General features: G+C 69.7%; 29 protein-coding genes and 2 pseudogenes. 14 read left to right on the forward strand and 17 right to left on the reverse strand.

What is annotated here, in order from left to right; all coding sequences use genetic code 11:
* Positions 1-2 precede the first annotated feature (2 nt).
* The 3 genes from Q0V34_RS09870 to Q0V34_RS09880 all read left to right on the forward strand — a co-directional run bounded on the left by Q0V34_RS09870 (position 3) and on the right by Q0V34_RS09880 (position 1,568).
* On the forward strand, positions 3-233 hold the full coding sequence (locus Q0V34_RS09870) for a hypothetical protein (RefSeq protein ID WP_297511204.1): 231 nt from the start codon (positions 3-5) through the stop codon (positions 231-233).
* Positions 230-877 (forward strand): TetR/AcrR family transcriptional regulator, encoded by a 648-nt coding sequence (locus Q0V34_RS09875; protein ID WP_297511206.1) that lies wholly within the window; start codon positions 230-232, stop codon positions 875-877. Before Q0V34_RS09870 ends, Q0V34_RS09875 begins: the two co-directional genes overlap by 4 nt.
* An 82-nt stretch (positions 878-959) precedes the next feature.
* Complete coding sequence (locus tag Q0V34_RS09880) at positions 960-1,568, forward strand: TetR/AcrR family transcriptional regulator (protein ID WP_297511208.1); 609 nt, start codon at positions 960-962, stop codon at positions 1,566-1,568.
* A gap of 46 nt (positions 1,569-1,614) precedes the next feature.
* Here Q0V34_RS09880 and Q0V34_RS09885 read toward each other — a convergent pair whose 3' ends face one another.
* On the reverse strand, positions 1,615-2,316 hold the full coding sequence (locus tag Q0V34_RS09885) for a TMEM175 family protein (RefSeq protein ID WP_297511210.1): 702 nt from the start codon (positions 2,314-2,316) through the stop codon (positions 1,615-1,617).
* A 91-nt stretch (positions 2,317-2,407) separates the two neighbouring features.
* On the opposite strand from Q0V34_RS09885, the gene Q0V34_RS09890 reads away from it, so the two are divergent.
* On the forward strand, positions 2,408-3,175 hold the full coding sequence (locus tag Q0V34_RS09890; protein ID WP_297511212.1) for a hypothetical protein: 768 nt from the start codon (positions 2,408-2,410) through the stop codon (positions 3,173-3,175).
* A gap of 63 nt (positions 3,176-3,238) precedes the next feature.
* Here the strand turns inward: Q0V34_RS09890 and Q0V34_RS09895 are convergent, their stop codons facing one another.
* The 3 genes from Q0V34_RS09895 to petA are packed head-to-tail and all read right to left on the reverse strand — an operon-like array spanning position 3,239 to position 5,939.
* On the reverse strand, positions 3,239-4,090 hold the full coding sequence (locus tag Q0V34_RS09895) for a cytochrome c1 (RefSeq protein WP_297511214.1): 852 nt from the start codon (positions 4,088-4,090) through the stop codon (positions 3,239-3,241).
* Positions 4,091-4,095: 5 nt separating this feature from the next.
* Positions 4,096-5,382, reverse strand: a complete 1,287-nt coding sequence (locus Q0V34_RS09900) for a cytochrome b/b6 (RefSeq protein ID WP_297511216.1) — start codon at positions 5,380-5,382, stop codon at positions 4,096-4,098.
* A gap of 5 nt (positions 5,383-5,387) precedes the next feature.
* Complete coding sequence (petA, locus tag Q0V34_RS09905) at positions 5,388-5,939, reverse strand: ubiquinol-cytochrome c reductase iron-sulfur subunit (protein WP_297511218.1); 552 nt, start codon at positions 5,937-5,939, stop codon at positions 5,388-5,390.
* 203 nt (positions 5,940-6,142) lie between these two features.
* Between petA and Q0V34_RS09910 the strand changes: the two genes are divergently transcribed.
* Positions 6,143-6,607 carry a tRNA (cytidine(34)-2'-O)-methyltransferase gene (locus tag Q0V34_RS09910; protein ID WP_297511220.1) on the forward strand — a complete coding sequence of 155 codons (465 nt, stop codon included), beginning with the start codon at positions 6,143-6,145 and terminating at the stop codon, positions 6,605-6,607.
* A gap of 38 nt (positions 6,608-6,645) precedes the next feature.
* On the forward strand, positions 6,646-8,670 hold the full coding sequence (locus Q0V34_RS09915; RefSeq protein ID WP_297511222.1) for a protein arginine N-methyltransferase: 2,025 nt from the start codon (positions 6,646-6,648) through the stop codon (positions 8,668-8,670).
* Positions 8,671-8,692: 22 nt separating this feature from the next.
* On the opposite strand, the gene Q0V34_RS09920 is transcribed toward Q0V34_RS09915, so the two are convergent.
* A complete protein-coding gene (locus Q0V34_RS09920; protein WP_297511224.1) occupies positions 8,693-9,115 on the reverse strand; it encodes a hypothetical protein in 423 nt (140 codons plus the stop codon).
* Positions 9,116-9,223: 108 nt separating this feature from the next.
* Positions 9,224-9,961: a glycosyltransferase family 2 protein gene (locus tag Q0V34_RS09925; RefSeq protein WP_297511226.1), complete on the reverse strand. Its 738-nt coding sequence runs from the start codon at positions 9,959-9,961 to the stop codon at positions 9,224-9,226.
* Positions 9,962-10,017: 56 nt separating this feature from the next.
* Here Q0V34_RS09925 and Q0V34_RS09930 point away from each other — a divergent pair, with 56 nt between their 5' ends.
* From Q0V34_RS09930 to Q0V34_RS09940, 3 genes are read left to right on the forward strand one after another with little or no spacing between them, the layout of a single operon-like run.
* Entirely contained in the window at positions 10,018-11,703 is a 1,686-nt protein-coding gene (locus tag Q0V34_RS09930) for a glycosyltransferase family 39 protein (protein WP_297511228.1), read from the forward strand.
* Positions 11,700-12,599: a hydroxymethylglutaryl-CoA lyase gene (locus Q0V34_RS09935; protein ID WP_297511230.1), complete on the forward strand. Its 900-nt coding sequence runs from the start codon at positions 11,700-11,702 to the stop codon at positions 12,597-12,599. The genes Q0V34_RS09930 and Q0V34_RS09935 overlap by 4 nt, the downstream gene beginning before the upstream one ends.
* Positions 12,596-12,958, forward strand: coding sequence for a hypothetical protein (locus Q0V34_RS09940; protein WP_297511232.1), 363 nt, complete (start codon positions 12,596-12,598; stop codon positions 12,956-12,958). The genes Q0V34_RS09935 and Q0V34_RS09940 overlap by 4 nt, the downstream gene beginning before the upstream one ends.
* A gap of 7 nt (positions 12,959-12,965) precedes the next feature.
* Here the strand turns inward: Q0V34_RS09940 and Q0V34_RS09945 are convergent, their stop codons facing one another.
* The 5 genes from Q0V34_RS09945 to Q0V34_RS09965 all read right to left on the reverse strand — a co-directional run bounded on the left by Q0V34_RS09945 (position 12,966) and on the right by Q0V34_RS09965 (position 17,896).
* A complete protein-coding gene (locus Q0V34_RS09945) occupies positions 12,966-13,718 on the reverse strand; it encodes a hypothetical protein (RefSeq protein ID WP_297511235.1) in 753 nt (250 codons plus the stop codon).
* 188 nt (positions 13,719-13,906) lie between these two features.
* Positions 13,907-14,524, reverse strand: a complete 618-nt coding sequence (gene pth, locus Q0V34_RS09950) for an aminoacyl-tRNA hydrolase (RefSeq protein ID WP_297511237.1) — start codon at positions 14,522-14,524, stop codon at positions 13,907-13,909.
* A gap of 204 nt (positions 14,525-14,728) precedes the next feature.
* On the reverse strand, positions 14,729-15,328 hold the full coding sequence (locus Q0V34_RS09955; RefSeq protein WP_297511239.1) for a 50S ribosomal protein L25/general stress protein Ctc: 600 nt from the start codon (positions 15,326-15,328) through the stop codon (positions 14,729-14,731).
* A gap of 294 nt (positions 15,329-15,622) precedes the next feature.
* The gene (locus Q0V34_RS09960; RefSeq protein WP_297511241.1) at positions 15,623-16,684 is read right to left on the reverse strand and encodes a hypothetical protein; all 1,062 of its coding nucleotides are present in this window, start codon (positions 16,682-16,684) and stop codon (positions 15,623-15,625) included.
* A gap of 273 nt (positions 16,685-16,957) precedes the next feature.
* Entirely contained in the window at positions 16,958-17,896 is a 939-nt protein-coding gene (locus Q0V34_RS09965) for a ribose-phosphate pyrophosphokinase (protein WP_297511243.1), read from the reverse strand.
* Positions 17,897-18,085: 189 nt separating this feature from the next.
* On the opposite strand from Q0V34_RS09965, the pseudogene Q0V34_RS09970 reads away from it, so the two are divergent.
* Positions 18,086-18,202, forward strand: a pseudogene (locus Q0V34_RS09970) (hypothetical protein); the annotation flags it as partial.
* 6 nt (positions 18,203-18,208) lie between these two features.
* Here Q0V34_RS09970 and pgeF read toward each other — a convergent pair.
* The 3 genes from pgeF to lgt are packed head-to-tail and all read right to left on the reverse strand — an operon-like array spanning position 18,209 to position 21,064.
* Positions 18,209-18,997: a peptidoglycan editing factor PgeF gene (gene pgeF, locus Q0V34_RS09975; RefSeq protein WP_297511245.1), complete on the reverse strand. Its 789-nt coding sequence runs from the start codon at positions 18,995-18,997 to the stop codon at positions 18,209-18,211.
* A complete protein-coding gene (locus Q0V34_RS09980; protein ID WP_297511247.1) occupies positions 18,994-20,157 on the reverse strand; it encodes a class I SAM-dependent methyltransferase in 1,164 nt (387 codons plus the stop codon). The genes pgeF and Q0V34_RS09980 overlap by 4 nt, the downstream gene beginning before the upstream one ends.
* The gene (gene lgt, locus Q0V34_RS09985; protein WP_297511249.1) at positions 20,144-21,064 is read right to left on the reverse strand and encodes a prolipoprotein diacylglyceryl transferase; all 921 of its coding nucleotides are present in this window, start codon (positions 21,062-21,064) and stop codon (positions 20,144-20,146) included. The genes Q0V34_RS09980 and lgt overlap by 14 nt, the downstream gene beginning before the upstream one ends.
* Positions 21,065-21,230: 166 nt before the next feature.
* Between lgt and Q0V34_RS09990 the strand changes: the two genes are divergently transcribed.
* The 4 genes from Q0V34_RS09990 (at position 21,231) to Q0V34_RS10005 (ending at position 23,571) form a co-directional block, all read left to right on the forward strand.
* On the forward strand, positions 21,231-21,500 hold the full coding sequence (locus Q0V34_RS09990; RefSeq protein ID WP_297511251.1) for an accessory factor UbiK family protein: 270 nt from the start codon (positions 21,231-21,233) through the stop codon (positions 21,498-21,500).
* Between the two features lie 130 nt (positions 21,501-21,630).
* On the forward strand, positions 21,631-22,137 hold the full coding sequence (locus Q0V34_RS09995) for a YbjN domain-containing protein (protein WP_297511253.1): 507 nt from the start codon (positions 21,631-21,633) through the stop codon (positions 22,135-22,137).
* Positions 22,138-22,193: 56 nt separating this feature from the next.
* Positions 22,194-22,976 (forward strand): pyrroline-5-carboxylate reductase, encoded by a 783-nt coding sequence (gene proC, locus Q0V34_RS10000; RefSeq protein WP_297511256.1) that lies wholly within the window; start codon positions 22,194-22,196, stop codon positions 22,974-22,976.
* Between the two features lie 40 nt (positions 22,977-23,016).
* Complete coding sequence (locus Q0V34_RS10005) at positions 23,017-23,571, forward strand: TetR family transcriptional regulator (protein ID WP_297511274.1); 555 nt, start codon at positions 23,017-23,019, stop codon at positions 23,569-23,571.
* A gap of 48 nt (positions 23,572-23,619) precedes the next feature.
* Here the strand turns inward: Q0V34_RS10005 and Q0V34_RS10010 are convergent, their stop codons facing one another.
* The 3 genes and pseudogenes from Q0V34_RS10010 to Q0V34_RS10020 form a co-directional block, all read right to left on the reverse strand.
* Positions 23,620-24,960, reverse strand: a complete 1,341-nt coding sequence (locus Q0V34_RS10010; RefSeq protein WP_297511258.1) for an ATP-binding protein — start codon at positions 24,958-24,960, stop codon at positions 23,620-23,622.
* Between the two features lie 3 nt (positions 24,961-24,963).
* On the reverse strand, positions 24,964-25,665 hold the full coding sequence (locus Q0V34_RS10015) for a response regulator (protein ID WP_297511260.1): 702 nt from the start codon (positions 25,663-25,665) through the stop codon (positions 24,964-24,966).
* Positions 25,662-25,812 (reverse strand): annotated as a pseudogene (locus Q0V34_RS10020) (MarR family transcriptional regulator); the annotation flags it as partial. The pseudogene Q0V34_RS10020 and the gene Q0V34_RS10015, both read right to left, overlap by 4 nt.

Raw genomic sequence — 25,812 nt, forward strand, 5'->3', positions numbered from 1 at the left:
CAATGGCTCAGAGCGCCACGCTCTCGTCCGCCGCCGGGCTCTCCGCGTCCGATCGCGAAGAAGCCCTGGCTGAAGTCCGCCAACTGATCATCGACCTGCGCGACGCCGCGCAGGACGGCCGTCAGCTGGCCCGCCGCTACGCCGACGTCCTTCAAAACGTCGTCGATGAGTACTGCATTGAGTTCGAGAAGCGCGCGGAAGCCGCTCTCGCCCGTCTGGAGGCCGCCGCATGAGCTTTGTGTCCGTCAAGATCGAGTCGGCCGCCGACGCGCCGGTGAAGCTGACCCGCCGGGCGCTGGCCAAGCAGCGCACCCGCGAACGCGTCCTGGCCGCCGCGCGCCGCCTGTTCAGCGAGCGCGGCTACGAAGGCGCGACCATCCGTGACATCGCCCAGGCCGCCGGGATGTCGACCGGCGCGGTGTTCGCCAGCTTCGCCGACAAGTCGGAGCTGTTCGACGAGATTCTGACCGCCGACTACGAGGTCATCCACGCTCAGATGACCCAGGCGTCGCGGAACGCCAAGACGGTCGATGAGGCCCTGCTGGGCCTGTTCGCCATCGCCTACGGCTTCCACGTCGAGCAACTGCCGCTGCTGCGGGCCAGCATCGCGGTCTCGTGGACCCGTTCGGAAGCCGCCGAGCGCCGGGCCCGCTCGGATCTGAAGCATATCTTCCGCCTGCTCGCCGACGCTCTGCGGCGCGGCGTGGAGCAAGGTCAGCTGAAGGCCGACATCGACGCCAAGCTCCTGGCCGAAATGACCTTCGACGTGTATCTCGCCAATTATCGTCGCGCGGTCTACGACGGCTGGACGGTGGAGGCGCTGCTGGCGCGGCTTTCGGAACAACTGAAGGTCATTCTCGCGGGCGCCCGCGCTTAAAGACGTACGAAGGCGCTCCGTTCGGGGGTTCGGAGCGCCTTCGATTTCAACAATGACGCTGGCGTGTTCGAGGGGGACGTGCGTGGGCGTAAGAGACGAACAGAAGGCGGCGACGCGGGAGAAGGTTCTCGAAGCCGCGCGTGACCTGTTCAACGACGTCGGTTACGAGGAGACCACCATCCGCGCCATCGCGGAGCGGGCGGGCGTCTCGGTCGGCAGCGTGTTCACGACCTTCGCCTCCAAGGCCGAAGTGCTCAGTCACGTCATGAACCATCGGCTCGCCGAACTCTACGCGGAGTTCGATCGCGTCCTGCCGTACCTGCGCGGCAGCACCGCCGACCGGCTGTGCTCGATCTTCGCCATCCACTACGAGTTCGAGACCCGGCGGGTGAAGCTGTTCCTGGCGCACATCGCCGCGTCCTACAATCCCAACAACGACCCGGGCGTCACGCCCTACGGCCGCAACCCGCGCCTGAGCCAGATGCTGCTCGACGTGCTGGAGGACGGCGTGCGCAAGGGCGAGGTTCGCGAGGATCTCGACCTGCCGCTGATCGCCGAGACCCTGAAGGCCCTCTATGCGTGGAACTATCGCCTGGCCGCGACCGCGGGCGGCGATCTGCCGCCGGGCGAGATGTCGGCGGCGATGGACCGGCAGATAGCGATGATCGCCGAAGGCTGGCGGCCGAGATAGGGGCGCCGCGCCGGGGCGAGGCTCGCCGTGGCGGTCGTCTGCCGGATCAAGACGCCTTCCGCGTGGGCTGGCCGCCCTTTCGGGACCAGGCGCGGCGGAGCGGTTCGCGCAGGGTGATCGCCACGGGAATGAGCCAATAGGCGAAGCCCGGGGCCCAGCTGGCCGCCGGGGTGAAGGTCAGGGCCGCCGACAACAGTCCCGCGATCGACGAGATCGTCCAGACCTCGATGCTGATGCGGATCGAGCGATGGCTCTCCGGAGCCACGCCAAATCGCTCGGCATGGCGAAGGGCGCGGAAATAGAGGGTGGCGAACAGGCCGGCCAGCACGGCGAAGCCCACGCCATACACCCGGAACAGCGCGCTCAGATCGCCCAGGGTGCGGACGATCGGCTCGCCGGGCAGCCAACCGCGCGACAGCCAGATGAAGCCGGCCTGCACCAGCATCCGCAGCGGGAAGACATAGACCATCACCGTGAACACGATGGCCAGGGCGTTCAGGGTAGACACCGTGTCGCGACGGGGGACGAGCCGGCCGTACTCGCGATAGGCCATCCAAAACATCACGATCAGGACGAACGCCCCCAGCGAGGCCGGGATGCGGCCTAGCGCTCGCCACAGCGCCTCGATGCTGACCGTCGGCTCGGCCCCGGCGATGATCAGCAGGGTGACCGAGAAGGCGAAGGCCGCGTCGACGAAGGCGTCCAGGCGCTTAGCCGCCTCCAGTTCCGGATTGTGCCCCTCGATCATGCCCGCCCCTCCGCTCGCGCCAAGATGAACAAGGTTCGGCGCACGTGTCGAGGCCGTCGCGCGCTCGGCGGCGCTGAGCTAGGCTGCGGAAATGCGTCGTTGCGTTCTTCTGTTGGCCTTGGGTTTGCCGTTGTCGCTGGCGGGCGCCGCGCGCGCGGGGGAGACGGCCTGCTGGTTCGAGAACGGCGCCGTCGTCGCGCCGGCGGTGATCGGGGTGATGGCGGGGGACTATGTGATCGACCTCTCGGCCCCGCGCACCCTGCTGCACGAGACCAAGGCGCAGATGGAGGGGATCACGGACCCCGAAATCACCCTGCCGGTCGAGGTCGCGGGCCTGAAGGCGGCGGGGGTCTCGGTGAAGGTCGCCGATCTCGACGCCCGGGGCGCGGGGTTCGTCACCCCCATCGCCGGGGTGATCGGCATGGACGTCCTGGCCGGCCATGGCGTGGAGATCGACTTCAGGCGCTGCCGGCTGCGCATCGACCGACCCTGGCGCGCGGGGCGGCAGGTGGTCCTGCCGGTCATGGTGATCGACGGGCTTCCGACGATCTCCGCCGCCGTCAGCGATGGGCCGCGCGCCCTGAGCGGCGCCTTCGCCCTCGACACGGCGTCGAAGGCGATGACGCGGCTGGCGTCGCGGGGCGCGGCCGCGACGGGGAAGCTGGACGCGAGCGCCCGCAATCTGGCGCCGGCGACCCTTCGCGCGCTGTCCCTGGACGGCGTGCTGGCCGAGAACGTCCCCGCCAGCCTCGCCGACGATCTGCCCGACGGGATCGCCGGAACCCTGGGCACAGGCCTGTGGGCCCGTCATCGCCTGCGCCTGGCGGCCGACGGCAAGAGCCTGGCCATCGCCAACTGACCCGCAACGAAAAAGGCCCGGCGTCGCCGCCGGGCCTTTCCGTTGTCAGGTCTTCAAAGCCGCTTAGTGCGACTCGTTGCGCCAGACCGTCTTGTAGCTGGCGTACAGCAGGCCCGAGAGCAGGAGCAGGTAGATCAGCACGGCGAAGCCGGTCTGCTTGCGCTCTTCCAGCTTGGGCTCGGCGGCCCACATCAGGAAGGCCGCGACGTCCTTGGCCTGCTGGTCGATCGTCGACTTGGTGCCGTCGTCGAAGCTGACCAGGCCGTCCTTCAGGGGCGGCGGCATGGCGATGAAGCCGCCCGGCGGGACGTGTTCCTTGCTGCCCGACCAGTACGACGACAGGTCGCCGGCCATGTACGGGTTGTAGTGCTGGCCCGGGCCGACCTTCAGACCCTTGGGCGGATCCTTGTAGCCGGTGACGATCGAATAGATGTGGGCCGGGCCGCCCTCGCGGGCCTTGGCCAGCAGCGACATGTCCGGCGGCAGGGCGCCGCCGTTGCCGGCGCGGGCCGCGGCTTCGTTCGCGTAGGGCGAGGGGATGCGGTCGGCGGCGGTGGCCGGACGCTTGATGGCGTCGCCGGTCTCCGAGTCGATGTCGGCGACCTCGTAGTCCTTGGCGATCGCCTTGACGTACGGGTTGTCGTTCGAGTTCGGATACTTCTCGCTGTAGAACGGGCCGCCCTTGTCGCCGAGGTTCCGGAAGGACACCAGCTTCAGCGAGTGGCAGGCCGAGCAGACTTCGCGATAGACCTTGTAGCCGCGCTGCAGCTGGGCCTGGTCGAACTTGCCGAACGGGCCTTCGAACGACCAGTGGACGTCCTTGGGCTCCAGGGCGCCGTGTTGGGCCAGAGCCGGGGCGGCGGCGCCGACCGTCAGGAGACCGACCGCCGCGATAACCGAGAGTTTGCGGAGCATCGGGATCAACCCTTGTGAGCTTCGGCCGACAGGGCCGGCGAGGCGATCGAGTCCGGAACCGGCAGGGTCTTTTCGACCAGACCCAGGACCGGGAGCACGACCAGGAAGAAGGCGAAGTAGTAGAGCGAGGCGGCGCGCGACAGCCACACGAAGCTGTTCAGGTCCGAACCCATCACCTGGAAGGTGGTCAGGTGCGGGATCACCGGATCGTCCGGCAGCTTGGCGCCGCAGACGCCCAGGATGCAGCAGGCCACCACGAAGAACAGGAAGTAGACCTTCGCGGTCGGGCGGTAGCGCATCGAGCGCACCTTCGAGGTGTCCAGCCACGGCAGGGCGAACAGGCAGGCGATGGCGCCGAACATGGCCAGCACGCCCATCAGCTTGTCCGGCACGGCGCGCAGGATCGCGTAGAACGGCAGGAAGTACCATTCCGGAACGATGTGCGACGGCGTGGCCAGCGGGTTGGCCTCGATATAGTTGTCGGCGTGGCCGAGGGCGTTGGGCATGTAGAAGACGAAGAAGGCGAAGAGGATCAGGAAGACGCTCATCGCGAAGCCGTCCTTCACCGTCGCGTACGGGGTGAAGGGCACGGTGTCGGCCTTCGACTTCGGCTCGACGCCGGTCGGGTTGTTCTGGCCCACCACGTGCAGCGCCCAGACGTGCAGGATCACGACGCCCGCGATCATGAACGGCAGCAGGTAGTGCAGCGAGAAGAAGCGGTTCAGGGTCGGGTTGTCGACCGCGAAGCCGCCCCACAGCCAGGTGGTGATGCTCTCGCCGACCAGCGGCAGGGCGCCGAACAGGTTGGTGATCACGACGGCGCCGTGGAACGACATCTGACCCCAGGGCAGCACGTAGCCCATGAAGGCGGTGGCCATCATCAGCAGGTAGATCACGCAGCCCAGCAGCCACAGCACTTCGCGCGGGGCCTTGTACGAGCCGTAGTAGAGACCGCGCATCATGTGGATGTAGACGGCGATGAAGAACATCGACGCGCCGTTGGCGTGCATGTAGCGGATCAGCCAGCCGTAGTTCACGTCGCGCATGATGTGCTCGACCGACGCGAAGGCGCCCTGGGCGCTCGGCGTGTAGTGCATCACCAGGATGATGCCGGTGATCAGCTGGGAGGCCAGGCACAGCGACAAAATGCCGCCGAAGGTCCACCAGTAGTTCAGGTTCCGCGGCGTGGGATAGTCGACGAACGAGTCATAGCCCAGGCGGATGATCGGCAGACGGGCGTCGAGCCAGCGCTCGAAACCGGTCTTGGGTTGATAGGTCGAATGTCCGCTCATCTGGATTAACCGATCTTGACCTTGGTGTCGGACAGGAAGGCGTATTCCGGAACCACGAGGTTCTTGGGCGCGGGGCCCTTACGGATACGGCCCGAGGTGTCGTAGACCGAGCCGTGGCACGGGCAGAACCAGCCGCCGTACTCGCCGCCGCCGAAGGTGGGCACGCAGCCGAGGTGGGTGCAGTTGCCGCCGACGATCAGCCATTGGGCCTTGCCCGGCTTCACGCGCGCGGCGTCCTTTTCCGGATCCTTCATCGCCGCGCTGTCGTCGGCGACGGCCTTGGCGATCTCGGCCTTGGTGCGGTTGCGCACGAACAGCGGCTTGCCGCGCCACTTGATCGTGACCTGCTGGCCTTCGGCGACCTTGGTCAGGTCGAACTCGGTCGAGGCCAGGGCCCGCGTGTCGGCGGACGGGTTCATCTGGTCGATGAACGGCCACACCAGGCTCGCGGCGCCGCCGGCGGCGGCCGCGATCGCGGCGATATGAATGAAGTCGCGCCGGGAGGGATCGCTCCCGTGTTCCGGCTCGGTCGTTGCGCCCACGGCGGTGTCGGCCACCTTACGTCACCCTTCGATTCCGCCAGCCGCGGAAACGGCCGGCTTGGAGAAGCGCTTTCCAGCGCCATATCTTGCTGGACCCGCACGCGGATCCCCGCCACAAGGCAGCGGTCGGATCGTCCTATCGGACGCGCGGACAAAGTCCGCAAGCCCTTTCGATTCGCGGCAAAGCCCCTGCTGCCCTTGTGGTTGGTTCGCTTATTATGCGCATCGCACTTTTTCAACCGGGTATTCCCCAGAACGTCGGCGCGGCCATTCGGCTTTCGGCCTGCTTCGACGTCGGGCTCGACGTCATCGAGCCGTGCAGTTTTCCCTTGGACGACAAGAGCTTGAAGCGGGCCGCCCTGGATTACGGTCCGCTCGCCCGCCTGAAGCGCCACGACGGCTGGGAGGCGTTCCTTAAGGCGCCGGAACGGACCGAAGGGCGCCTTCTGCTGTTCACGACCAAGGGGGCCACGGCCTTCCACCGGTTCGCCTTCGCGCCCGGCGATACGCTGCTGTTCGGCAACGAGAGCCGCGGCGCGCCCGAGGAGGTCCACGCGGCCGCGCAGGGGCGGCTGGTGATCCCGATCGCCCCCGACGCCCGGTCGATGAACCTGGCCACCACCGCGGCCATGGCCCTGGGCGAGGCGCTGCGGCAGACCAACGGCTTCCCCGGCGCGGCCTGACGGTCTGGCCTCGCGACCGCGCCTGCTAAGATCGGCGCATGAGCGATTCCCGACGCGCCGGCATGGACATGGCCTACCTGCGCGCGCGCCTGTCCTGGATCCCGCTGGCGCCGCTGTCGATCCGGGACGCGCTGGAGCCCGTGCAACTGGACCTGCTGATCCAGGCGACGCGCGACTTCCACTACCAGCGCTATCGCCGCATGGCCGAGGCGACCGAGACGGCCCAGCGCCTGTTCGGGATCGAGGCCGACCAGGGGCTGACCCTGTCCAATCTCGGCCTGGCCGCCGCCGGCCTCGGCGAGTTGGACAAGGCCTTCGAGGCGCTGAAGACCGCGCGCGACCGCTGGCCTGGGATCGTCGAGCATCACTACAACTGCGGCGTCATGGTCCTGAGGTTCAGCGAGGATCTCGACACCGCCGAGGCGTGCTTTCTCCGGGGCCTGGAGAACGGGCCGCGTCACGGCCCCTCCTGGTTCGGCCTCGCCGTCGTGCGACTGGCGCGCGGCGATCACGCCGGGTGCGTGGAAGCCGCCCGCCAGGCCGTCGCCCTGGACGCCTCGTCCGACGGGGTCGCCGCGCTTTGCCTCGCCGCCGCGCTTGAGCGCCTGGGGCGAGAGGTCGAATGGCCGGCGAGGGCGCCGGAAGCCGGCCTGGCCGCGCCGGAGGCCTTCGACATCGTCGCGCGACGAGCGCCGCGCACCGTTCTGGTCGTGGCGCTCGGCGATCAGGAGGCGCGCGCGGCGCTGCGGCAGGCCGAAGGGCTGGAAACCACGGCGCCGGACTGGAGCGTCCACCTGCATCTGTGCAACGCCTCGGCGGGCGTGGCCGAAACGATCAGGGCCTGGGCCGAAGCGCGGCCGGAGCGCGCCGGCGTCTCGACCGAGACCCTCGTCGCCAACCCCGCCGCCAGCCTCGACGGCCGCTTCGGCCTGATCCGGCTGCGCACCCTGGCCGTGGTCGGGGCGGCGGTCGGCGGCGACGTGGTGATGGCCCATCCGCGTCTCGTCTTCACCGCCGATCCGGCGCGCTTGCTGCCCGAGGCCGACCAGGGCGCATCCCTGGCTATCGCGGAGGGACTGCTGTGGAGCCAGGTCGGTCAGGACTTGATCGGCGTGCGCGCCGGACAGGCGGCCGACGGCTTCCTCGCCGCCCTGCGCCACGCCGCCCTGGCCTGGCCCGGGAACGCCGCGCCGATGGCGGTCGGCGCCTGGCTCTGGCGGGCCTGGACGGCGTGTCCGGGCGCGCGGAGGCTGACGCCGGAGGACCTCGCCTCGGTCGCCATCGAAGCCGACATGCCGCCGCCCGAGCCGCCGCCGCGCCCTGAATTCAACGAGATCGTTCCGTCGCGCTATGGCCCGATGCTGCTGAACCGCAACGACCTCTTCGTTTTCGCCGGCATCCGCGAGACCGGCGTCTGGTCGCCCGAGGAGATGGACTTGTTCGCGCGGCTGATCCAGCCGGGCCAGACCGTGCTCGACGTCGGGGCCAATATGGGCTCGCACACCCTGGCCTTCTGCAACTTCGTCGGGCCGACCGGGACGGTCCACGCCTTCGAGCCGCAGCGGATCATGTTCCAGGCCCTGGTCGCCACCGTGGCCCTGAACAGCTGGACCAACGCCCACTGCCACATGAAGCTGGTCGGGGCGCGACGGGGCAGGATGCGCCTGCCCAGCATCGACTATGGCGAGCCCAGCAATTTCGGGATGATGACCCTGTCCCCCGATCGGGAGCGGGCGCGCACCCTGACCTATCGCGACGACGAGGCCGGCGAGGAGGTCGAGCGGATCACCCTCGACAGCCTGGACCTGGCCGCCTGCCACCTGATCAAGATCGACGTCGAGGGCATGGAAATCGACGTGCTGCGCGGCGCGCGCCGGACCATCGCGCGGCATCGGCCGCTGATCTACATGGAATGCCAGCCCGACAAGCGCAGCCGACACTCTCTGAAGCTCTTGAAATCCCTGGGCTACGCCGCCTGGTGGCACGGCGACGCGGGCTCGCCCAACATCCTGGGCGCGCCGCTGGAGCGGCCGCTGTCGGCGATGGGGTTGAGGCTGGCCTAGAGGGGCGAGGACGCGCTCGGCCTCAATGCTCGACGAAGTCGATGTCGCGGCGCGAGGCGACGATGGTCACGATGAAGCCGGCCAGCACGTCGAGCAGCACCATCAGGGTGATCAGGAAGAAGGTCGAGGTGGCGAAGGCCGGGCCCAGCAGGAACTCGACCAGGCACAGGATGAACAGGATCATCGACAGCGAGTGATTGATGATCGCGATCTTGCGGCTGGTGGTCGACTTCAGCAGCTCGACGAACAGCACCACCAGCGACGCGGCCAGCAAGAGGTCGCCCAGGCTGACCGCCCACTCGGCCCGCGAGGTCATGTGAATGGTGAACAGCGTCCCGCCCATCCGCGCGCCGGCGTCGACGGCCTTGAAGCCGCCCGCCAGGGTCAGGGCCACGAGATTGTAGATGATCACCGGCAAGGCCAGCAGCGGAACGGCCGCGAACATCGAATTTCCCCCTCTGGCGTCGTGGTTCATCCTCATCGCCATGGTTAAGCCCTAGCCGCAAATTCCGTTGCGGTGAAGCCGGCTCGCCCAGGACGCGGTTTTGGCGCCTCAGGCCTCGTCGACGCCCTGCGGGTTGCGGGACCGCGACTGCAGCCACATCACGCCCAGCAGGTCCGAGACCGAAGCCTTCAGCCGGCCGAAATTGGTGTATTTCGACACGCCGGTTTCGCGGTGCCGGTGGTTCACCGGCTGGAACGCCACCTCATAGCCCTCGCGCAGCATCAGGGCCGGGATGTAGCGGTGGATGTGATCGAAATAGGGCAGGCGCAGGAAGGCCTCGCGGCGGAAGGCCTTGAGCCCGCAGCCGGTGTCGTTGGCGGTGTCCTTCAAGAGGCGCTTGCGCACGCCGTTGCCGAACTTCGAGGCTAGCCGCTTGGCCTGGCTGTCCTGCCGCTTGACCCGCTCGCCGCCGACCAGGGCCAGGGTCTCGGGACCGGCCTGCAGCGCCTTGGCCAGGCGCGGCGCGTCGGCGGGATCGTTCTGCCCGTCGCCGTCCAGGGTGATGACGATGGGGGCGCGGGCGGCCAGGACGCCGCTGCGCACGGCGCGGCTCTGGCCCGAGTTCTTGCGGTGGCCCAGAACGCGCAACTGCGGAATCTCGGCCTTCAGCGCGATCAGCCGGGCCTTGGTGTCGTCGCGGCTGGCGTCGTCGACGAAGATCATCTCATAGGCCTCGCCGGCGAAGGCGGCCGCGATCTCGCGCGCCAGCTTCGGGGCGGCCTCGCCCTCGTCGAAGACGGGCACGACGATCGAGAAATCAGGCGTGGCGATGGCGCGGGAGCTCATCGCCTCCTCATACAGCAAAAGTCGCGACACGAAAGGATCGTGCTAAAGCTGCGGCCATGACGCTTGAATCTCGCCTGGACGACTGGAGCCGAGGGTGGCGCGGCCCTCTGTTCGCCGCGCTGGTGGCCCTGGTCGCCGGCCTGCCGGGCCTGTTCGCCATGCCGCCGCTGGACCGCGACGAGTCGCGCTTCGCCCAGGCCACCTCGCAGATGCTGGAGACCGGCGACTACGTGGTCATCAAGTTCCAGGACCAGCCGCGCTTCAAGAAGCCGGTCGGCATTCACTGGCTGCAGGCCGCCAGCGTCACGCTGCTGTCCAACGCCGAGGATCGGCGGATCTGGGCCTATCGCATCCCGTCGCTGCTGGGCGCGATGCTGGCGGCGGCGGCCTGCGCCTGGGGCGCCGCGGCGCTGTTCGATCCGCGGACGGGCCTGCTGTCCGGCGCGATCCTGGGCGCGACCTTCCTGCTGTCGTCCGAGGCCTTCATCGCCAAGACCGACGCGGCCCTCTGCGGAACAACGACCCTGGCCATGGCGGCCTTGGCCCGGATCTACGCCGCCCAGCTGAAGGGCGAGTCGGCGGGCAAGCCGACCAAGCTCGCCTTCTGGCTGGGCCTGTCGGTCGCCGCCCTGATCAAGGGTCCGGTCGGCCTGCTGGTCGCGCTGTTCGCCCTCGTGGCCCTGGCGATCTGGGACCGCAAGGCCGCCTGGATGAAGGATCTGGGCTGGACCTGGGGTCTGATCCTGTTCGCCGCCGTCACCTTGCCGTGGGCGATGATGATCACCGTCGCCACCGACGGCGGCTTCTGGGGCGCGGCGGTGGGCGGAGACCTCGCGCCGAAGATGGCCGGCGGCCAGGAGGGCCACGCCGGGCCGTTCGGCTACCACGCCCTGCTGGCGCCGCTGCTGGCGTTTCCGGCCACCCTGCTGCTGCCGGCGGGCCTGGTCGTGGCCTGGACCAAGCGCAAAGAGCCGGGCGTGCGCTTCGCCGTCTGCTGGCTGGTTCCGACCTGGCTGATGTTCGAGGCCCTGCCCACCAAGCTCGTTCATTACGAGCTGCCGGCCTATGGCGCCCTGGCCATGCTGATGGCCGCGGCCGTGCGCGCGCCGCTGGGCGGGGTCGTCCGCTGGATCGGCGGCGGGCTGTCGGTGCTGATGGGCGCGCTGCTGGCCGCCGTCGCGATCTATGGCCAGAAGCAGTTCGGGACGGGCGCCGATCTTGCCTGGACCATCCTGGCCGCCGCCCTGGCGCTGGCCGCCGGGATCGTCGGCGCGGTGCTGCTGCTGCGCCGCCATTCGGCGCGAGCCCTGGTGATGGCCGGGGCCTTGGGCGTCGGCGCGCACGTGGCCCTGACGGCGGGCCTGCTGCCGCGCCTGGAGCCGCTGTTCCTGTCCAAGGACGTCGCCGACGCGCTCGACCGCGCCCGGCTCTCCCCGCGCTCGGGCGCCGCCGGGCCGGTGGCCGTGACCGGCTATGCCGAGCCCAGCCTGATCTTCCAGCTGGGCACGGCCACCGAGCTGACCGACGGCGACGGCGCCGCCGACGCCATTTCCGAGGGTCGCCCGGCGGTGGTCGAGGGCCGCGAGGAAAAGCCGTTCCGCGCCGCCATGGCCCAGCTGGGCCTCACCCCTCATCCCGTCGGAACGATCGCCGGCCTGAACTATTCCGACGGCGACCAGGAGCGGCTGACGATCTATCGCGGCGAGCCCCAGGTCGACGACCAGCCGGAGACCCAGCCTTGAGCCGCTTCATCCAGATCGTCGAGGTCGGTCCGCGCGACGGCCTGCAGAACGAAAAGCTCAGCCTGTCGGTCGAGGAGAAGCTCGACCTGATCCGCAAGCTCGAGGCCTGCGGGGCCAAGCGCATGGAAGTGGTGTCGTTCGTCAATCCGAACCGCGTGCCGCAGATGGCCGGCGCCGAGGAGATCATGGCGGCCCTGCCGGCCGACCTGACGCATTCGCGGATCGGGCTCGTGCTCAACATGCGCGGCTGGGAGCGCTGCGTCGCCGCCCAGTGCGACGAGGCCAATGTCGTGGTCTGCGCCTCGGACGGCTTCGCGACGCGCAATCAGGGCTCCACCGTGCGCCAGCAGGTCGAGGCCCTGGCCGCGATCGTCGAGCGCCGGGCGGCCGAGGGCGGCCCGCCGATCACCATGACCCTTTCGGTGGCGTTCGGCGACCCGTTCGACGGCGAGGTCAGCGAAGATCAGGTGGTCGCCATCGTTCGCGAGGCCGCCGCCCTGGGCGTGCCCGAGATCGCGCTGGGCGACACGATCGGCGTCGCCGATCCGTCGACCGTCCGTAGGCGGATCGAAGCGGTTCGCGAGGCCGCGCCGGACGCCCGCCTGCGCATGCACTTCCACGACACCCGCAACACGGGCCTGGCCAACGCCTATGCCAGCGTCGAGGCGGGCGTGGACGTGCTGGACGCCTCGGTGGGCGGCCTGGGCGGCTGCCCGTTCGCGCCGAACGCCACGGGCAATATCGGCACGGAAGATCTGGTCTACATGCTGGAACGAGCCGGCTTCGAGACCGGTTACGACCTCTCCGCGACCCTGGCCCTGGGTCGCGAGATCAGCGCCAAGCTGGGCAAGGCGCCCGCCTCGTCCCTGGCCCGCGCCGGAGGGTTCCCCGCATGATCCGTCTCGCCGCCCTCGCCGTCCTGGCCCTTTCGGCCTGCGCCGCCGCGCCGGTCACGCCGGGCCCCGCCCGCTGCGACGTGACGATCAAGTTCGGCAGCTATGGCGGCGGGATCGACCGGGCGCTGGCTGACAAGGTCGCCGCGACGGTCAAGGCCGACCGCGACGTCGCGCGCGCCGAAATCAAGCCCTGGGGACGTGAAGGCGAGTTCGATCAGTGCCTGACGGCCAAGCCCGGCCGCGACGCCCGCGCGATGTACCAGCGCTATCGCGCCCTGCTGCCAGACCGGAACCTCAAGGCGCCGACCTCGATCGAAGGGCCGGACCGGCTGCGGTTCGAGACCATCGGCCCGATGTAGCGCCGCGTCAGGCCCCGATCCCGGCGGCCGCGAAGTCGCGCCAGCTCTTGGCTTCCTTGCGGAAGTGGGCGTGGGTCTTGGACAGGCGCTTTTCGATTTCCACGAGCTGGGCGCGGGCCTCGTCCTTGCGCCCGGTCTGGGCCAGGAACACCGCGTAACGGGCGATGCCCTCGAAGCCCGGATAGTGGTCGGCGGCCCAGGAGAGGGCCGTCGCCGCCTGCTCCTCGCGGCCCAGGGCGTGATAGACGCGGCCCAGGGCCAGCATGGTGTGCGGGGTGCGGCCGGCGTTCGGCTGCTCGCCCAGCTTCTCCAGCAACGGCAGGGCCTCGGCCGGACGGTTGAGCTCGATCAGCGCGTTGGCGCGGCCCAGCAGCAGTTGGGCGTCGTCGGCGTACATGCCGGTCAGGCTGTCGGCATAGAGGCGCTCGGCCTCGGCGTGCTTGCCAAGCTCGGTGGCGGCGACGGCCAGGCGCACGCGATTGGCGACGGTGGGGGCGTCGTCGACGGCCTGGCGGGCCTCGCGGTATTCGCGCTGCGGATCCAGCGCCTTGCGCGCCGCCTGGCCCATCTTGCGCGCGGTGCGGCCGCCGAACAGCTCGGGCGCGATCACCGCGACGAAATAGACGATGCCGCCCACCGGCTGGAACGCCAGGATGATCCACAGCCAGTACATCTCGCGATGGGTGCGCACCACGTGGACGCACAGGGCGATCGCGATCAGGAACGACAGGCCGATCAGCGGCAGCGGCAGCGAGAACATGGACGACCCCGAGACGTGTTCCTGGTCTTTCTCGCGCGGGTGCGCGGCCGTCAACCTCGCGCCCCTAACAACCGACTATTCCCGCGAAAGCGGGGACCCAAGCTGACTCTCAACCTGTCTCGCTGGCCGAACGCATGCCCGACCGCCGCATGGATCCCCGCTTTCGCGGGGAAGATCGGAGAAAGAGATCAGTCTTCCTTGGCCGGCTTGCGCGGATCGGCCTTGGGCGCGGGGGCCAGGCGCATCACCTCGGCCTGGTAGCGCTCGTCGTCGCCGGCGGCGGCGAAGGGCAGGGCGTCGGCGATGGCGTCCAGCATCGGGTCCAGCCATTGGTGCTCGGCCTTGTGGAAGTCGCCCAGCACATAGTGCATGACCGCGTCCTTGTGGCCCGGATGGCCGACGCCGATGCGGCCCCGGCGGAAGGCGTCGCCGACCTGGCTGGTCACCGAGCGGATGCCGTTGTTGCCCGCCGCCCCGCCGCCGGCCTTCATCCGGAAGCGGCCCGGGGCCATGTCGATCTCGTCGTGGAAGACGATGACGTCGGCGGGCTTGAGCTTGAAGAACTTCATCGCCTCGCCCACGGCGCGGCCGCTCTCGTTGTAATAGGTCTTGGGCTTCAGCAGCAGCAGCTTGACCGGGCCGTCGGGCGTTCCGACCTGGCCCTCGCAGGCCAGGCCCTGGAAGCGGGCGCGCCAGGGCGCGGTCCCCCACTTTCGCGCCAGGGCGTCGACGGCCATGAAGCCGACATTGTGGCGGTTCTTCTCGTACTTGGGCTCGGGATTGCCCAGGCCGGCGAGGATCAGCATGCGTGGTCCCTGTGGCGAGGCCCTGCGTCCTTCGAGGCGCGCTCGCGAGCGCGCACCTCAGGATGAGGCATTCAGTGCGGTGAGTCCCTCATCCTGAGGCGCCCGCGATAGCGGGCCTCGAAGGACGCGGGGCCTCGAACGAAAAAGGGCGGACCCGAAAGCCCGCCCTTCTCAAATCAGATCGGTGATCCGACCGCCAGACGATTAGCCTTCGGTCGTGGTGTCGCCGGCGTCCGACTGGGCCGAGGCCGAGGTCTTGATGCTGGCGATCACGAAGTCGCGGTCCATGGCGGGCTTCACGCCGGCCGGCAGCTTGACTTCCGAGATGCGGATCACGTCGCCCAGGTCGTGCGAGGCCAGGTCGATGACCAGCTCCTCGGGGATCTGGTCGGCCGGGCAGGCCAGCTCGACGGTGTGACGGATGACTTCCAGCGTGCCGCCCTTCTTCAGGCCGACCGAGGTTTCGTGGTTCTTGAAGTGCACCGGCACTTCGATCTTGATCAGCTGGTGCTCGTCGACGCGATAGAGGTCGAAGTGGACCGGCTCGTCGGTGACGGGGTGGAACTGGACGGCCTTGGCGATGACCGGCTGGGTCTCTTCGCCGTACTTCAGGGTCACCAGGTGGCCCAGCAGCTTGCCGGTGTACAGCGACTTGCGGAATTCGTTGGCGCGCACGGCGATGTTCACCGGGGCCTTGCCGCCGCCGTACAGGACGCCCGGAACCTTGCCGGCGCGGCGGGTGGCGCGGGCATTGCCGGTGCCGGCGCCGTCGCGGACTTCAACGTTCAGGATGATCTCGGCCATCGTCGGGTTCTTTCTAGAGAGCCGGATGCTCTCTTCTAAGGACCAAGGCGCCTATGGCTGGATCGCCACGCTCACCCGGTCGTTTCGGGGTCGCGCTACATACACAAAAGGGCCGGGCGACGCAATCTCGGGGTTTGGAGCCTCCAAGAGGGTCGAAACCCCGCCCGTCATCCCGCGCTTCATGCGCGGGACCCAGGGTTCAGCTTTCGGGTGGGAGGAAGCTTCCGCTCCGCACCTGCGGCGGAGACATAGGTCCCGCGCATGAAGCGCGGGATGACGGTGGCGTATCGGATGTCAGCTCTTCTTGGCGCGCGCCTTCTTGGCCGGGCCCTTCTTGGCGACGGTCTTCTTGACCGGCTCCAGCTTCGGGGGCGGCGGCGGTTCGGGCGGCAGGCTGGCGCCGGCGGCCTTCACCATGCAGGCCCCGGTGTCCATCAGGATGTGCTGGCCCAGGCAGAAGATGTCCTCGTAGTGCGGCTTGGACACAGCCAGGCACTGATAGAGGTTCAGCTTGGCCATGTTCAGACAGTTGGCCGTGCCCGGATCATTGCTCAGCGCGTCGATCGAGGCGAGGTTCTGGTCGCCGGCCGCGCCAAGGGCCGCCAGGGCCGCTACGGCCAGGCCGCGGATCACCACCGGCTGGTAAGGGGCCGCGGCCGTGCGGGGCGACAGGCCCAGCGACTGACCGCCGGTCGAGGCCTGCTGCAGCACCGCGACATCGGCGCTTTCGGCCAGGGCGGGAGTCGAGGACAGGGTCTTGGTCGAGGCCAGGCGTCCGTCGCGGTCGACGACCGTGCTCTTCGACCACGAGGCCTTCTGCACGTCATAGGCCGCCTGCTTCACGGCCTTGCCGGCCATGTAGACCTTCAGGCCGTCGCCGCCGATGGTGTCGATGATCAGGCCGGCGGCGCTGTCGGCGCCCTTGAACACGGCGGCGTAGGACGGGTTGGAGAAGATGTTGTTGATCATCTCCTGGCGCTGGGTCGGGTTGGCCGCCACTTCGCGCACCGAGGCGACGAAGGTCGGGTCCTGCAGCGCCAGCACGGCGGCGTAGGCCACCGCGCCGTTCATGAACGACTTGGGCTCGTAGGCCGCGCCGATCTTCAGCGAGGCCTGGATCTGGTCGCCGTTCTGGAACGCCGACGAGACGGCGCCGGCGCGGGCCATGTAGCCCCGGAAGGCGCTGGCCCGCTCGACGACGCTGGCCGACAGGGTGATCGGCGGCGGAGGCGGCGGCGCCTGCACCACCGGCGGCGGCGGCGGCGGCGGCGCGGGGGAGCTACAGGCGGCGACGAGCGCGGCCAAGGCCGCGGCGGTCGTCGTCAGGACGACGCGCGTACGCGAAACGGATCGCATGTTGTGAACTTCCCCATCAGGTCTTGGCGGCGCGCATAGCAGCCCGGGCGGGCAGGAATGTGACTGTCGCCCCGTTAACCAAGCTTTTACAAGCGTAGCCGTGCGAGAGGCGAGCGGATTGGCGGCTATTCTCCCAAGCACCGCTTCCCCGGCGAAGGCCGAGGCCCAGATGGAAAAGCGCTGGGGCGTCTTCGAGGGACGCCAGGGCCTCGCCGTCGTCCCAAGCGCGCGATCTGGGCCCTCGGCGTTCGCCGGTAGGATCGGAACGAGACTCTAGTCGAACAGCTTCGACACCGACTCTTCGTTGGCGATGCGGCGGATGGCCTCGCCGATGAGGGGCGCGCACGAGACGTAGCGGATCTTGGGGCAGGCCTTGGCGGTGTCCGAGGCCTCGATGGAGTCGGTGACCACCAGCTCGGTCAGCACCGAATTGGCCACGCGCTCGGCCGCGGCGCCCGACAGGACGCCGTGGGTGACATAGGCGCTGACCGAGGTCGCGCCGTGATTGATCAGCGCCTGGGCGGCGTTGCACAGCGTGCCGGCCGAGTCGGCGATGTCGTCGAACAGGATGCAGCGGCGGCCCTGCACGTCGCCGATGATGTTCATCACCTCCGACTGGCCGGGCCCCGAGCGGCGCTTGTCGACGATCGCCAGGTCGGCGTCCTCTAGCCGCTTGGCCAGGGCGCGGGCCCGCACCACGCCGCCGACGTCGGGCGAGACGACCATCAGGTCGGGACCCATCGGGTAGCGCATGCGGATGTCGTCGGCCAGCAGCCGCGAGGGCAAGAGGTTGTCGGTCGGGATGTCGAAGAAGCCTTGGATCTGGCCGGCGTGCAGGTCCATGGTCAGGACCCGGTCGGCGCCCGAGCGGGTGATCAGATTGGCCACCAGCTTCGCCGAGATCGGCGTGCGGCCGCCGGTCTTACGGTCCTGGCGGGCATAGCCGAAATAGGGCAGCACGGCCGTGATCCGCTTGCCCGACGCGCGCTTCAGGGCGTCGATGCAGATCAGGAGCTCCATCAGGTTGTCGTTGGCCGGATAGCTGGTCGACTGGATGACGAAGACGTCCTCGCCCCGCACGTTCTCGTCGATGGTGACGAACACCTCCAGATCGGCGAACCGGCGCACCTGGGCGCGGGTCAGCGGCATGTCGAGATATTCCGCGATCGCCTGGGACAGCGGGCGGTTGGAGTTGCCGGACAGCAGCTTCATGGCAGATCGCTCGGGGGTGGGGGGACGCCGATGCGGGGCCTTCTAGAGCGTGGCAGCCGAAAGTGGAACCCGGTTTCGGCGCCCGCCACGCGCAAACTTTACAAGGGCTTCGCCGATCGCCGCGCGATCGGCGATGGCAGCGAACGGCGGGGGGGCAAGCGTTAACGTGGCAAATTGCTACGTTCCGTCATCGGACGGAGACCGTGCGTGGTCCTCGCCCTTCGACAGGCTCAGGGTGAGGACCAGGGCGAGCGCTCGGCTTTTCAATCGAAACCTCACCCTGAGCTTGTCGAAGGGCGAGGTTTCGAGCGGTCACGCCTCCAGCATGATCGCCGACAGCAGGCGCCCGTAGTCGCCCTCGTGGTTCAGGAAGGCGCGGCGGTTGGAGAAGAACCAGGCCTCCTCGGCGCGGGTGTCGCGGCCGACCCATTCGCGGCGCTGGACCCCGGCGGTGGCCAAGCGGTCCAGCACGAAGGCCGGCAGGTCGAAGAATCGCCTGTCCTCGGCCACGCCCGGCCGGAAGAACCGGCCCGAGCCTGGGCAATCGGCCTCGAACTTCTGCAGGAACTCCAGGCCGACCTCGTAGGACTTGGGCCCGATGCAGGGGCCGACGACCCCGGTGATCCGGTCGGGGCGAGCGCCCAGCTCGACCATGCCGTCGACGGCGGCCTGGACGATGCCGTCCAGCGCCCCGCGCCAGCCGGCGTGGGCGGCGGCGACGACCCGAGCCTCGGGATCGACCAGCAGCACCGGGGCGCAGTCGGCGGCCATGGCGCCGCAGATGACGCCGGGCGTCTTGCTGACCACCGCGTCGCCCTGCGGGCGGGCGTCGCCCCACGAGCCGTCGGCCTTGATCGCGATGGTCGAGTGGATCTGGTAGCAGACGTTCAGGTCCTCCGGGCCGCCGCCGAACCAGGCGGCGATTCGCGCGCGGTTCTCCTCGACGTCGGCGGGCTCGTCCTGGCTGCCGCGCCCGACGTTCAGGCTTGCGTAGATCCCCTTCGAGACCCCGCCCTGGCGGGTGAAGAAGGCGTGCCGCACGCCGGGCAGGCTGGACAGCAGCGGCGACTGGATCGTCGGCAGGTCGGGCGCATGGGTCATGTCGCGTCCTCGAAGAGGGGGGGCGAAAGGTCGGGCGCGCAAAGGCAGGCGACCTTGAACAGAACGCCCATCTGCGCCTCGCCGACCAGACGATCAAGCTGTCTTGCGAGGGTGTCGGCGCGATCGGGGCGGGCGGCGGCCAGGGCCTCGGCGCGCTGGACGACGCCGAGCGCCAGCAGGAACGCGGCCTGGGTCAGGATCGGACCGGCCTTGGCGCCGGCCTCGCGCGCGGCGGTGATCACCGACGGGAAGTCGGCCCAGACCGTGAGGTCGGCGAGGCCCGCGGTCGCCAGCGGATCGACCTTCCGGTGGCCTTGGACCGCTTGCAGCGTGTCGCCGGGCTCGGGCGTCGCGCGGCCGTAGTCGATCAGCAGCGCCGCGCCGCCGTCGGCGACCAGGCGGTGAGCGATGTCCGCGGCGAGGGCGGCCTGGGCGGGGGAGGATTCCCAGATGCTCCCTTCCCCCTCGATGGGGGAAGGATCGGGGATGGGGGTGATCTCGGCGGAAGCCGCTTGGCGACGGCGCGCCGCATCGCGCTCAGCGGCCACCCCCACCCCCGCCCCTCCCCCATCAAGGGGGAGGGGGGATTTGCCCAAGCTCCGCAACCCGAACGCCAGTTCCCCATCCTCGCCGAGCCCGATCACCCGCTCGGCCCAGCCGTCCTTCATGCGCGTGAACTGCCGCGCCGGCAGGCAGTCGAGGACCTCGTTGGCGATCAGGATCAGCGGCGCGCCGCCGGGGATCTCGTCGAGGCGCGAGGCCCAGCGGGGCCGGTCGCCCAGGCGTTCGGCCTGCTTGGCCCGTAGCGGCGCGGACACCTCGACCAGCCACAGGTCGGCCGCCTCGAGGAACGCCGGCTCCAGCCGCGCCGCGCGCAGCAGGTCGCTCATAAGCGTCCCGTCGCCGGGCCCGAGCTCCACCAGGCGGAACGGCGCGGGCCGGCCCATTCGGGTCCAGGTCTCGACGGCCCATAGGCCGATCAGCTCGCCGAACATCTGGCTGACCAGCGGCGCGGTGACGAAGTCGCCCGTCGCGCCCAACCCGGGCCGCGTGGCGTAATAGCCGTCGCGCGGGTCGTGCAGGCAGCGGGTGAAGAACTCGGGAACGCCGATCGGCCCATCCTGGGCGATCTGCGCCTTCAGGCGGTCAAGCAGGCTCATGCGCCGCGTCTTGCGCCTGTTCGAGGTCCGGTTCGAGCGGCGCCGTCAAAGCCTTCCACAGCAGCCACCCGCCGACCAGGATCATCGGCGTCGACAGCATCATGCCCATGGTCAGGCCGAACGGGAAGTCGGGCATGCCGATGTCGGGATTGCGGACGTTCTCCAGCGACAGCCGGAACAGGCCGTAGGCGATCAGGAAGGTCGCCACGATCGCCCCGCGCCGCCGCAGCCACTTCAGGCGGTAGACGCAGAAGGCCAGGATCAGGAACAGCAGCACGCCCTCCAGGCCCGCCTCGTAGAGCTGGCTGGGATGGCGCGGGTACCCGCCGGCCGGGCAGGTTCCGCGGTTGGCGGCCTTGATGGTCTCGTTGCAGAACACCATGCCCCAGGGCACATCGGTCTGGCGGCCCCACAGCTCGCCGTTGATGAAGTTGGCGATCCGGCCGAAGAACAGGCCGATCGGCGCCACGGGCGCCACCAAGTCGCCCAGCTTCAGCATGTCGATCTTCTGCTGGCGCGCGAACAGCGTGACGGCGACGCAGACGCCCAGGAAGCCGCCGTGGAACGACATGCCGCCTTCCCAGATCTTGAAAACGTCCAGGGGGTGGCTCAGCAGCCAGGCGCGCTGGTCGCCGTTCAGCAGCATGTAGAAGAGAATATAGCCCAGGCGTCCGCCGACGATGATGCCCAGCGTGACCCACAGCACCAGGTCGTCGATCTGCAAGGCCGTCGCCGTGGGGGCGCGACCGCCCCAGAGGCCGGGCGTCCGCGTCATCCGGATGGCGTAGCGCCAGCCCAGCAGGATCCCGGCCACATAGGCCAGGGCGTACCAGCGCAGCGCCAGCGGTCCCCATTGCAGCGCCCAGGGGCCGAGATGGACCACGGGATCGATGTTCGGAAAGATCACGCTCTGGCTCCGTCGGGACAGATCGTCGCACCTATAGAGCGGGCGAGGCGAAAGTGTGAGCGCTTTTGGCGGGCGACCGGCGCCTAAGGACGCGATCGGGCTTCGCATTCACGCGGCGTTTCCCATATATGGAGCGTCGGCCCACCGTCGGGCCATCGGAACCGCGATGCACAGCCAGAACCCCTTTCTCGACGAATTCGCCAAGCTGACCCAGGCGGCGATGGGCATCGCCCAGACCGCCGGCGAGGAGGCGAAGACCGCGATGCGGGCCCAGGCCGACCGTCTGGCGGCCGAGTTCGACCTGATCCGCCGCGACGACTTCGAGGCGCTGAAGGCCGAGGTGGCGGCGCTGCGCGAGGAAGTCGCCGCGCTGAAGGCCGCCAAGAAGACGCCCGCGAAAAGCGCTCCGGGAAAAACCGCGAGTTCAGGCGAATAGCCAGCCGCGCGCTCGCTCAAGGCGTGAAGCGAGTTGAGACGAACGCCGCGAAGCAGATTAGAGTCCTCGAACGTGGGCGATTTGGAGTGGGGGTCATCCCCGCCAGCGCCGCCGGGGACGTAGGATTCTCATGGACACCCAACCGGAAGAAGACGACGTCATGATCGCGCTGGACCCCCTGGAGGTGGTCGAGCACGTGCTGTCGGCGGAAAACCTGACGTTCGACCGCACCGAGGATGGCGATCTCGCCTTCGCGCTGAAGGGCGACTGGAAGGACTACGAGCTGTGGTTCGCCTGGCGGCCCGAGGCCGACTGCCTGCAGCTGTGCTTGTCGCTGGATCTGCGCGCCCCCAAGAGCAAGCGGGCCAACGCCTACGAGTTGCTGGCCCTGATCAACCAGCGCGTCTGGCTCGGCCATTTCGAGGTCTGGACCGAGGACGGCGAGGTGGTCTTCCGCCACGCCCTGGCCCTGCCGGCCGGCGAGCGCCCGACGATGGCCCAGGCCGCCTCGATGATCGACGCGGCGGTGGAGGCGGCCGACCGCTTCTTCCCGGCCTTCGAGTTCCTGCTGCAAGGCGCCAAGACCCCGGACCAGGCCATGGCCGCCTGCATGTTCGAGACGGTGGGCCAGGCTTAGGCCTTTAAATCCTTCTCCCCTTGCGGGAGAAGGGGACAGAGATCGAGGTGCGCTCCATGACCCCCATCCTTCTCCTCGGAGCGGGCCGCATGGGCGGCGCTCTGATCGAGGGCTGGCGGGTCGCCGGCGCCTTCGCCGCCTCGGACCTGATCGTCCGCGACCCCAATATCGATCCCGCCGCCTTTACGGGCGCTCTGGTCAATCCGCCGCTCGAAGCGCTCGGCGCGGCCAGGACCGTGCTGCTGGCGGTCAAGCCGCAGATCTGGCGCGAGGCGGTCAAGGATGTGGTTCCGCATCTGGCGCCGGACGCCGTCATCGTGTCGATCGCCGCCGGGATCCGCGCGGCCGATCTCGCCGAGGCGTTCGGCGGTCGGCGCGTGGCGCGGGTGATGCCGACCACCGCCGTGGCCATCGGGCGGGGGACGGCCTCGGTCTTCGCCGAGGACGCCGAGGCCCGCGCGGCGGCCCACGCCCTGTTCGCGCCGGTGGCGACCGTGGTCGACTTGGCCAGCGAGGAGCTGATGCACGCGGCCACCGCCGTGTCCGGCTCCGCGCCGGCCTATCTCTACGCCTTCGTCGAGGCCCTGGAGGCCGCCGGGGCGGGGCAGGGCCTGGATCCCGCCGACAGCGCCCGGCTGGCGCGCGCGACGATCATCGGCGCGGCGGCCCTGCTGGAACGCGGCGGCGAGGAGCCGGCGGAGCTGCGCAAGCAAGTCACCTCGCCGGGCGGTACGACCGCCGCCGCGCTCGCCGTGCTGATGGGCGAGGGCGGCTTTGGCGACCTCCTGCCTCGGGCGATGGACGCCGCCGTGGCGCGCTCGAAGGAACTTGGGGGGTGACTGTCTTGCTCTCGTCGCATCGCGCCGCCATGTGACGCGCATGACCGCCGCCCAGACCGCCCGAGACGACATCCTCGACCGCGCCGCCGCCGCCGCCCTGGCCCTGGCGGCCGATCGCCCCTGGCCCGCCATCGCCCTGCGCGACATCGCCGGCAAGGCCGAGATCCCGTTCGCCGAGCTCTACGCCGCCGCCGACAGCAAGCGCGGCGTGCTGGCCCACCTGTCGGCCCGCTTCGACCGCGCGGCCCTGGGCGTCGACTACGCCGAGAGCGCGGCGGTGCATGACCGCCTGTTCGACGCGGCCATGGCGCGGCTGGAAGCGATGGAGCCGCACCGCGCGGCCCTGATCGCCATCGCCCGGGCCGAAGGTCCGCTGGCGGCGGCGATCCGCTTTCCAAAGACCGCCCGCGCGATCCTGGAGGCGGCGGGCGTCGAGGCCACCGCCGCGCGCCTCGCGGCCATGACCGCTGTCTGGGCCCGAGCGGTCCAGGTCTGGCGCGACGACGAAGGCGCTCTGAACCGCACCATGGCCGAGCTAGACAAGCGCCTGAAACAGATGGCCGAGCAACTCGGGAAGATCGGGGCGGGGTTTTAGCGACAACCAAGGCCGTCTTCCCCGCGAAAGCGGGGAAGACGGCCGAGGTTACCCCGGCAACCGGATCGTCGCCCTCAGTCCCCCCATCGCCGAGCGCGACAGCACCAGGTCCCCGCCCAGCCCGCGCGCCATGTCGCGGGCGATCGCCAAGCCGAGCCCGACGCCCTTTTCGTTCTGGTTCCGGCTCTCGTCGAGGCGCGAGAACGGCTTGAAGGCTTCCTCGTAGCGGTCCTCAGGGATGCCGGGGCCGTCGTCGTCGACCGCGATCTCGACCCCGCCGCCGGCGCGCGGGAGCGCGGTCACGCGCACGCGCTGGGCGTGGGCCACGCCGTTGTCGATCAGATTGGCCAGCGCCCGGCGGAAGGCCAGCGGGCGCAGGCGGGCCTCGAGGTCGCGGGTGATCGCGGTCTCCACCAGCGCGCCGGCCCGCTCGGCGTCGGCCACGACGCCCTCGACCAGCTCGGACAGGTTCACCATCTGGGCCGCCTCGCCGCCTTCCCCCCGGGCGAAGGCCAGGTATTCGTCGATCATGTGTTCCATTTCGGCGAGATCGCCCTTCATCGCCTCCAGCTGCTCGCTGGGCTCGGCCAGCGCCATCTCCAGCTTCAGGCGGGTCAGGGGCGTGCGCAGGTCGTGGCTGACGCTGGCTAGCAGGGCGGTGCGCTGCTCGATATGGCGGACGATGCGGGCCTTCATGGCCAGGAACGCCTGGGCCGCCTGGCGCACCTCGCGCGCGCCGTGCGGCTTGAAGTCGTTGTCCTCGCCGCGCCCGAAGGCGTCGGCCGCCTCGGCCAGGCGCTCGATGGCCCGCACCTGGTTGCGGATGAACAGGATGGCGATGGCGGTCAGCAGCATGGTCGCCACCACCATCCACAGGATGAAGATGTGGCCCTGCGTGGCGTAGGCCCGGTCCCGCAGCGCGTAGATCTGCAGCACTCCGTCCTTCACCTGCACCCGGATGTCGATATAGGCGGTGTAGCGGGTGGTATCGAACCAGAACGGACTGTCGAGCCGCTCCTCCAGCGCCTTTTGCAGCGAGCGGTCGAGGGCCGCGAACAGCGAGGGCCGGCGGCCGGTCGGCAGCTTCTTGCCCTTCTGGAAGGCGATCGACAGCGACATCGATTCCTCGGCCCGCTTGGCCAGCTTGTCGACGGCGGCGGGGCTGGGGTCGTCCTCGTAGGAGCGCACGGCCCAGGCGATGTCGCCGGCCAGGCCCTCGGACAAACGCGCCGTCACGGTCTGCCAGTGGGCGTCGAAAAAGGCCCAGGTGACGGCGATCTGCATCAGCGCCACCGGCAGCACGATGATCAGCAGGCTGCGCCCGAACAGCGTGGTCGGCAGCCAGCGCTTGATGACGCGCGGGATGTAGAGCTTGGTGCGCGGGCGCATCAATCAGTCCGGCGCCAGCCGGTAGCCGATCCCTCGGACCGTCTGGAGGTAGCGGGGGTTCTTCGGGTCGGGCTCGATCTTGCGGCGCAGGCGGGTGACCTGGACATCGACCGCCCGGCCGGTGGCGTCGGCGGTGTCGCGGGCCAACTCCAGACGGTCGACCGGCTCGTGGGCCGAGCGGGCCAGGCGCCGCAGCAGGGTGACCTCGGCCTCGGTCAGCCGCACCGCCTCCCCGTCGCAGGTCAGCTCGCCGCGATCGGAATCGAAGCTGCAACGACCCAGGCTGAGCGCCTTGGGCCCCACCGGCCGCGCGGCCGAGCGGCGCAGGATGGCCTCGATGCGCAGCAGCAGCTCCTGCGGCTCGAACGGCTTGCCCAGATAGTCGTCGACCCCGCTGGACAGGCCCTCGATCCGGTCGGCGGTCTGGTCGCGGGCGGTCAGCATCAGGATCGGCGTGCGGCCGCTCTCGCCGCCCCGGCCGCGCAGGCGCTTGGTGAAGGCCATGCCGTCCTCGCCCGGCATCATCACGTCCAGCACCATCAGGTCGAAGTCCAACGCCTCGAACAGGCGATCGGCCCCGGCCGCGTCCGAGGCGGCGGTGACGCGGAAGCCGGCGCGGCTGAGGAACTCCTTGATCAGCTTGCGCAGGCGGTCGTCGTCGTCGACGACCAGGATGTGGCGCTCGCGGCGTTCGTCGGGGGTCATGGGACCATCCGCCGGGCCGGGCCCACGCCTTGCCGCGAGCCGGCCAGCGCCGCCAGGATGCGCCGGGCCCCGCCCACGCCGTCGAGCCCGCCGGTGCGGTAGGCGCGCGCCAGCAGCGCCCGCAGCCGCTCGGCCGTGCGCTGCTCG

Source organism: uncultured Caulobacter sp., from assembly GCF_947036865.1.
Taxonomy (GTDB): Bacteria; Pseudomonadota; Alphaproteobacteria; order Caulobacterales; family Caulobacteraceae; genus Caulobacter.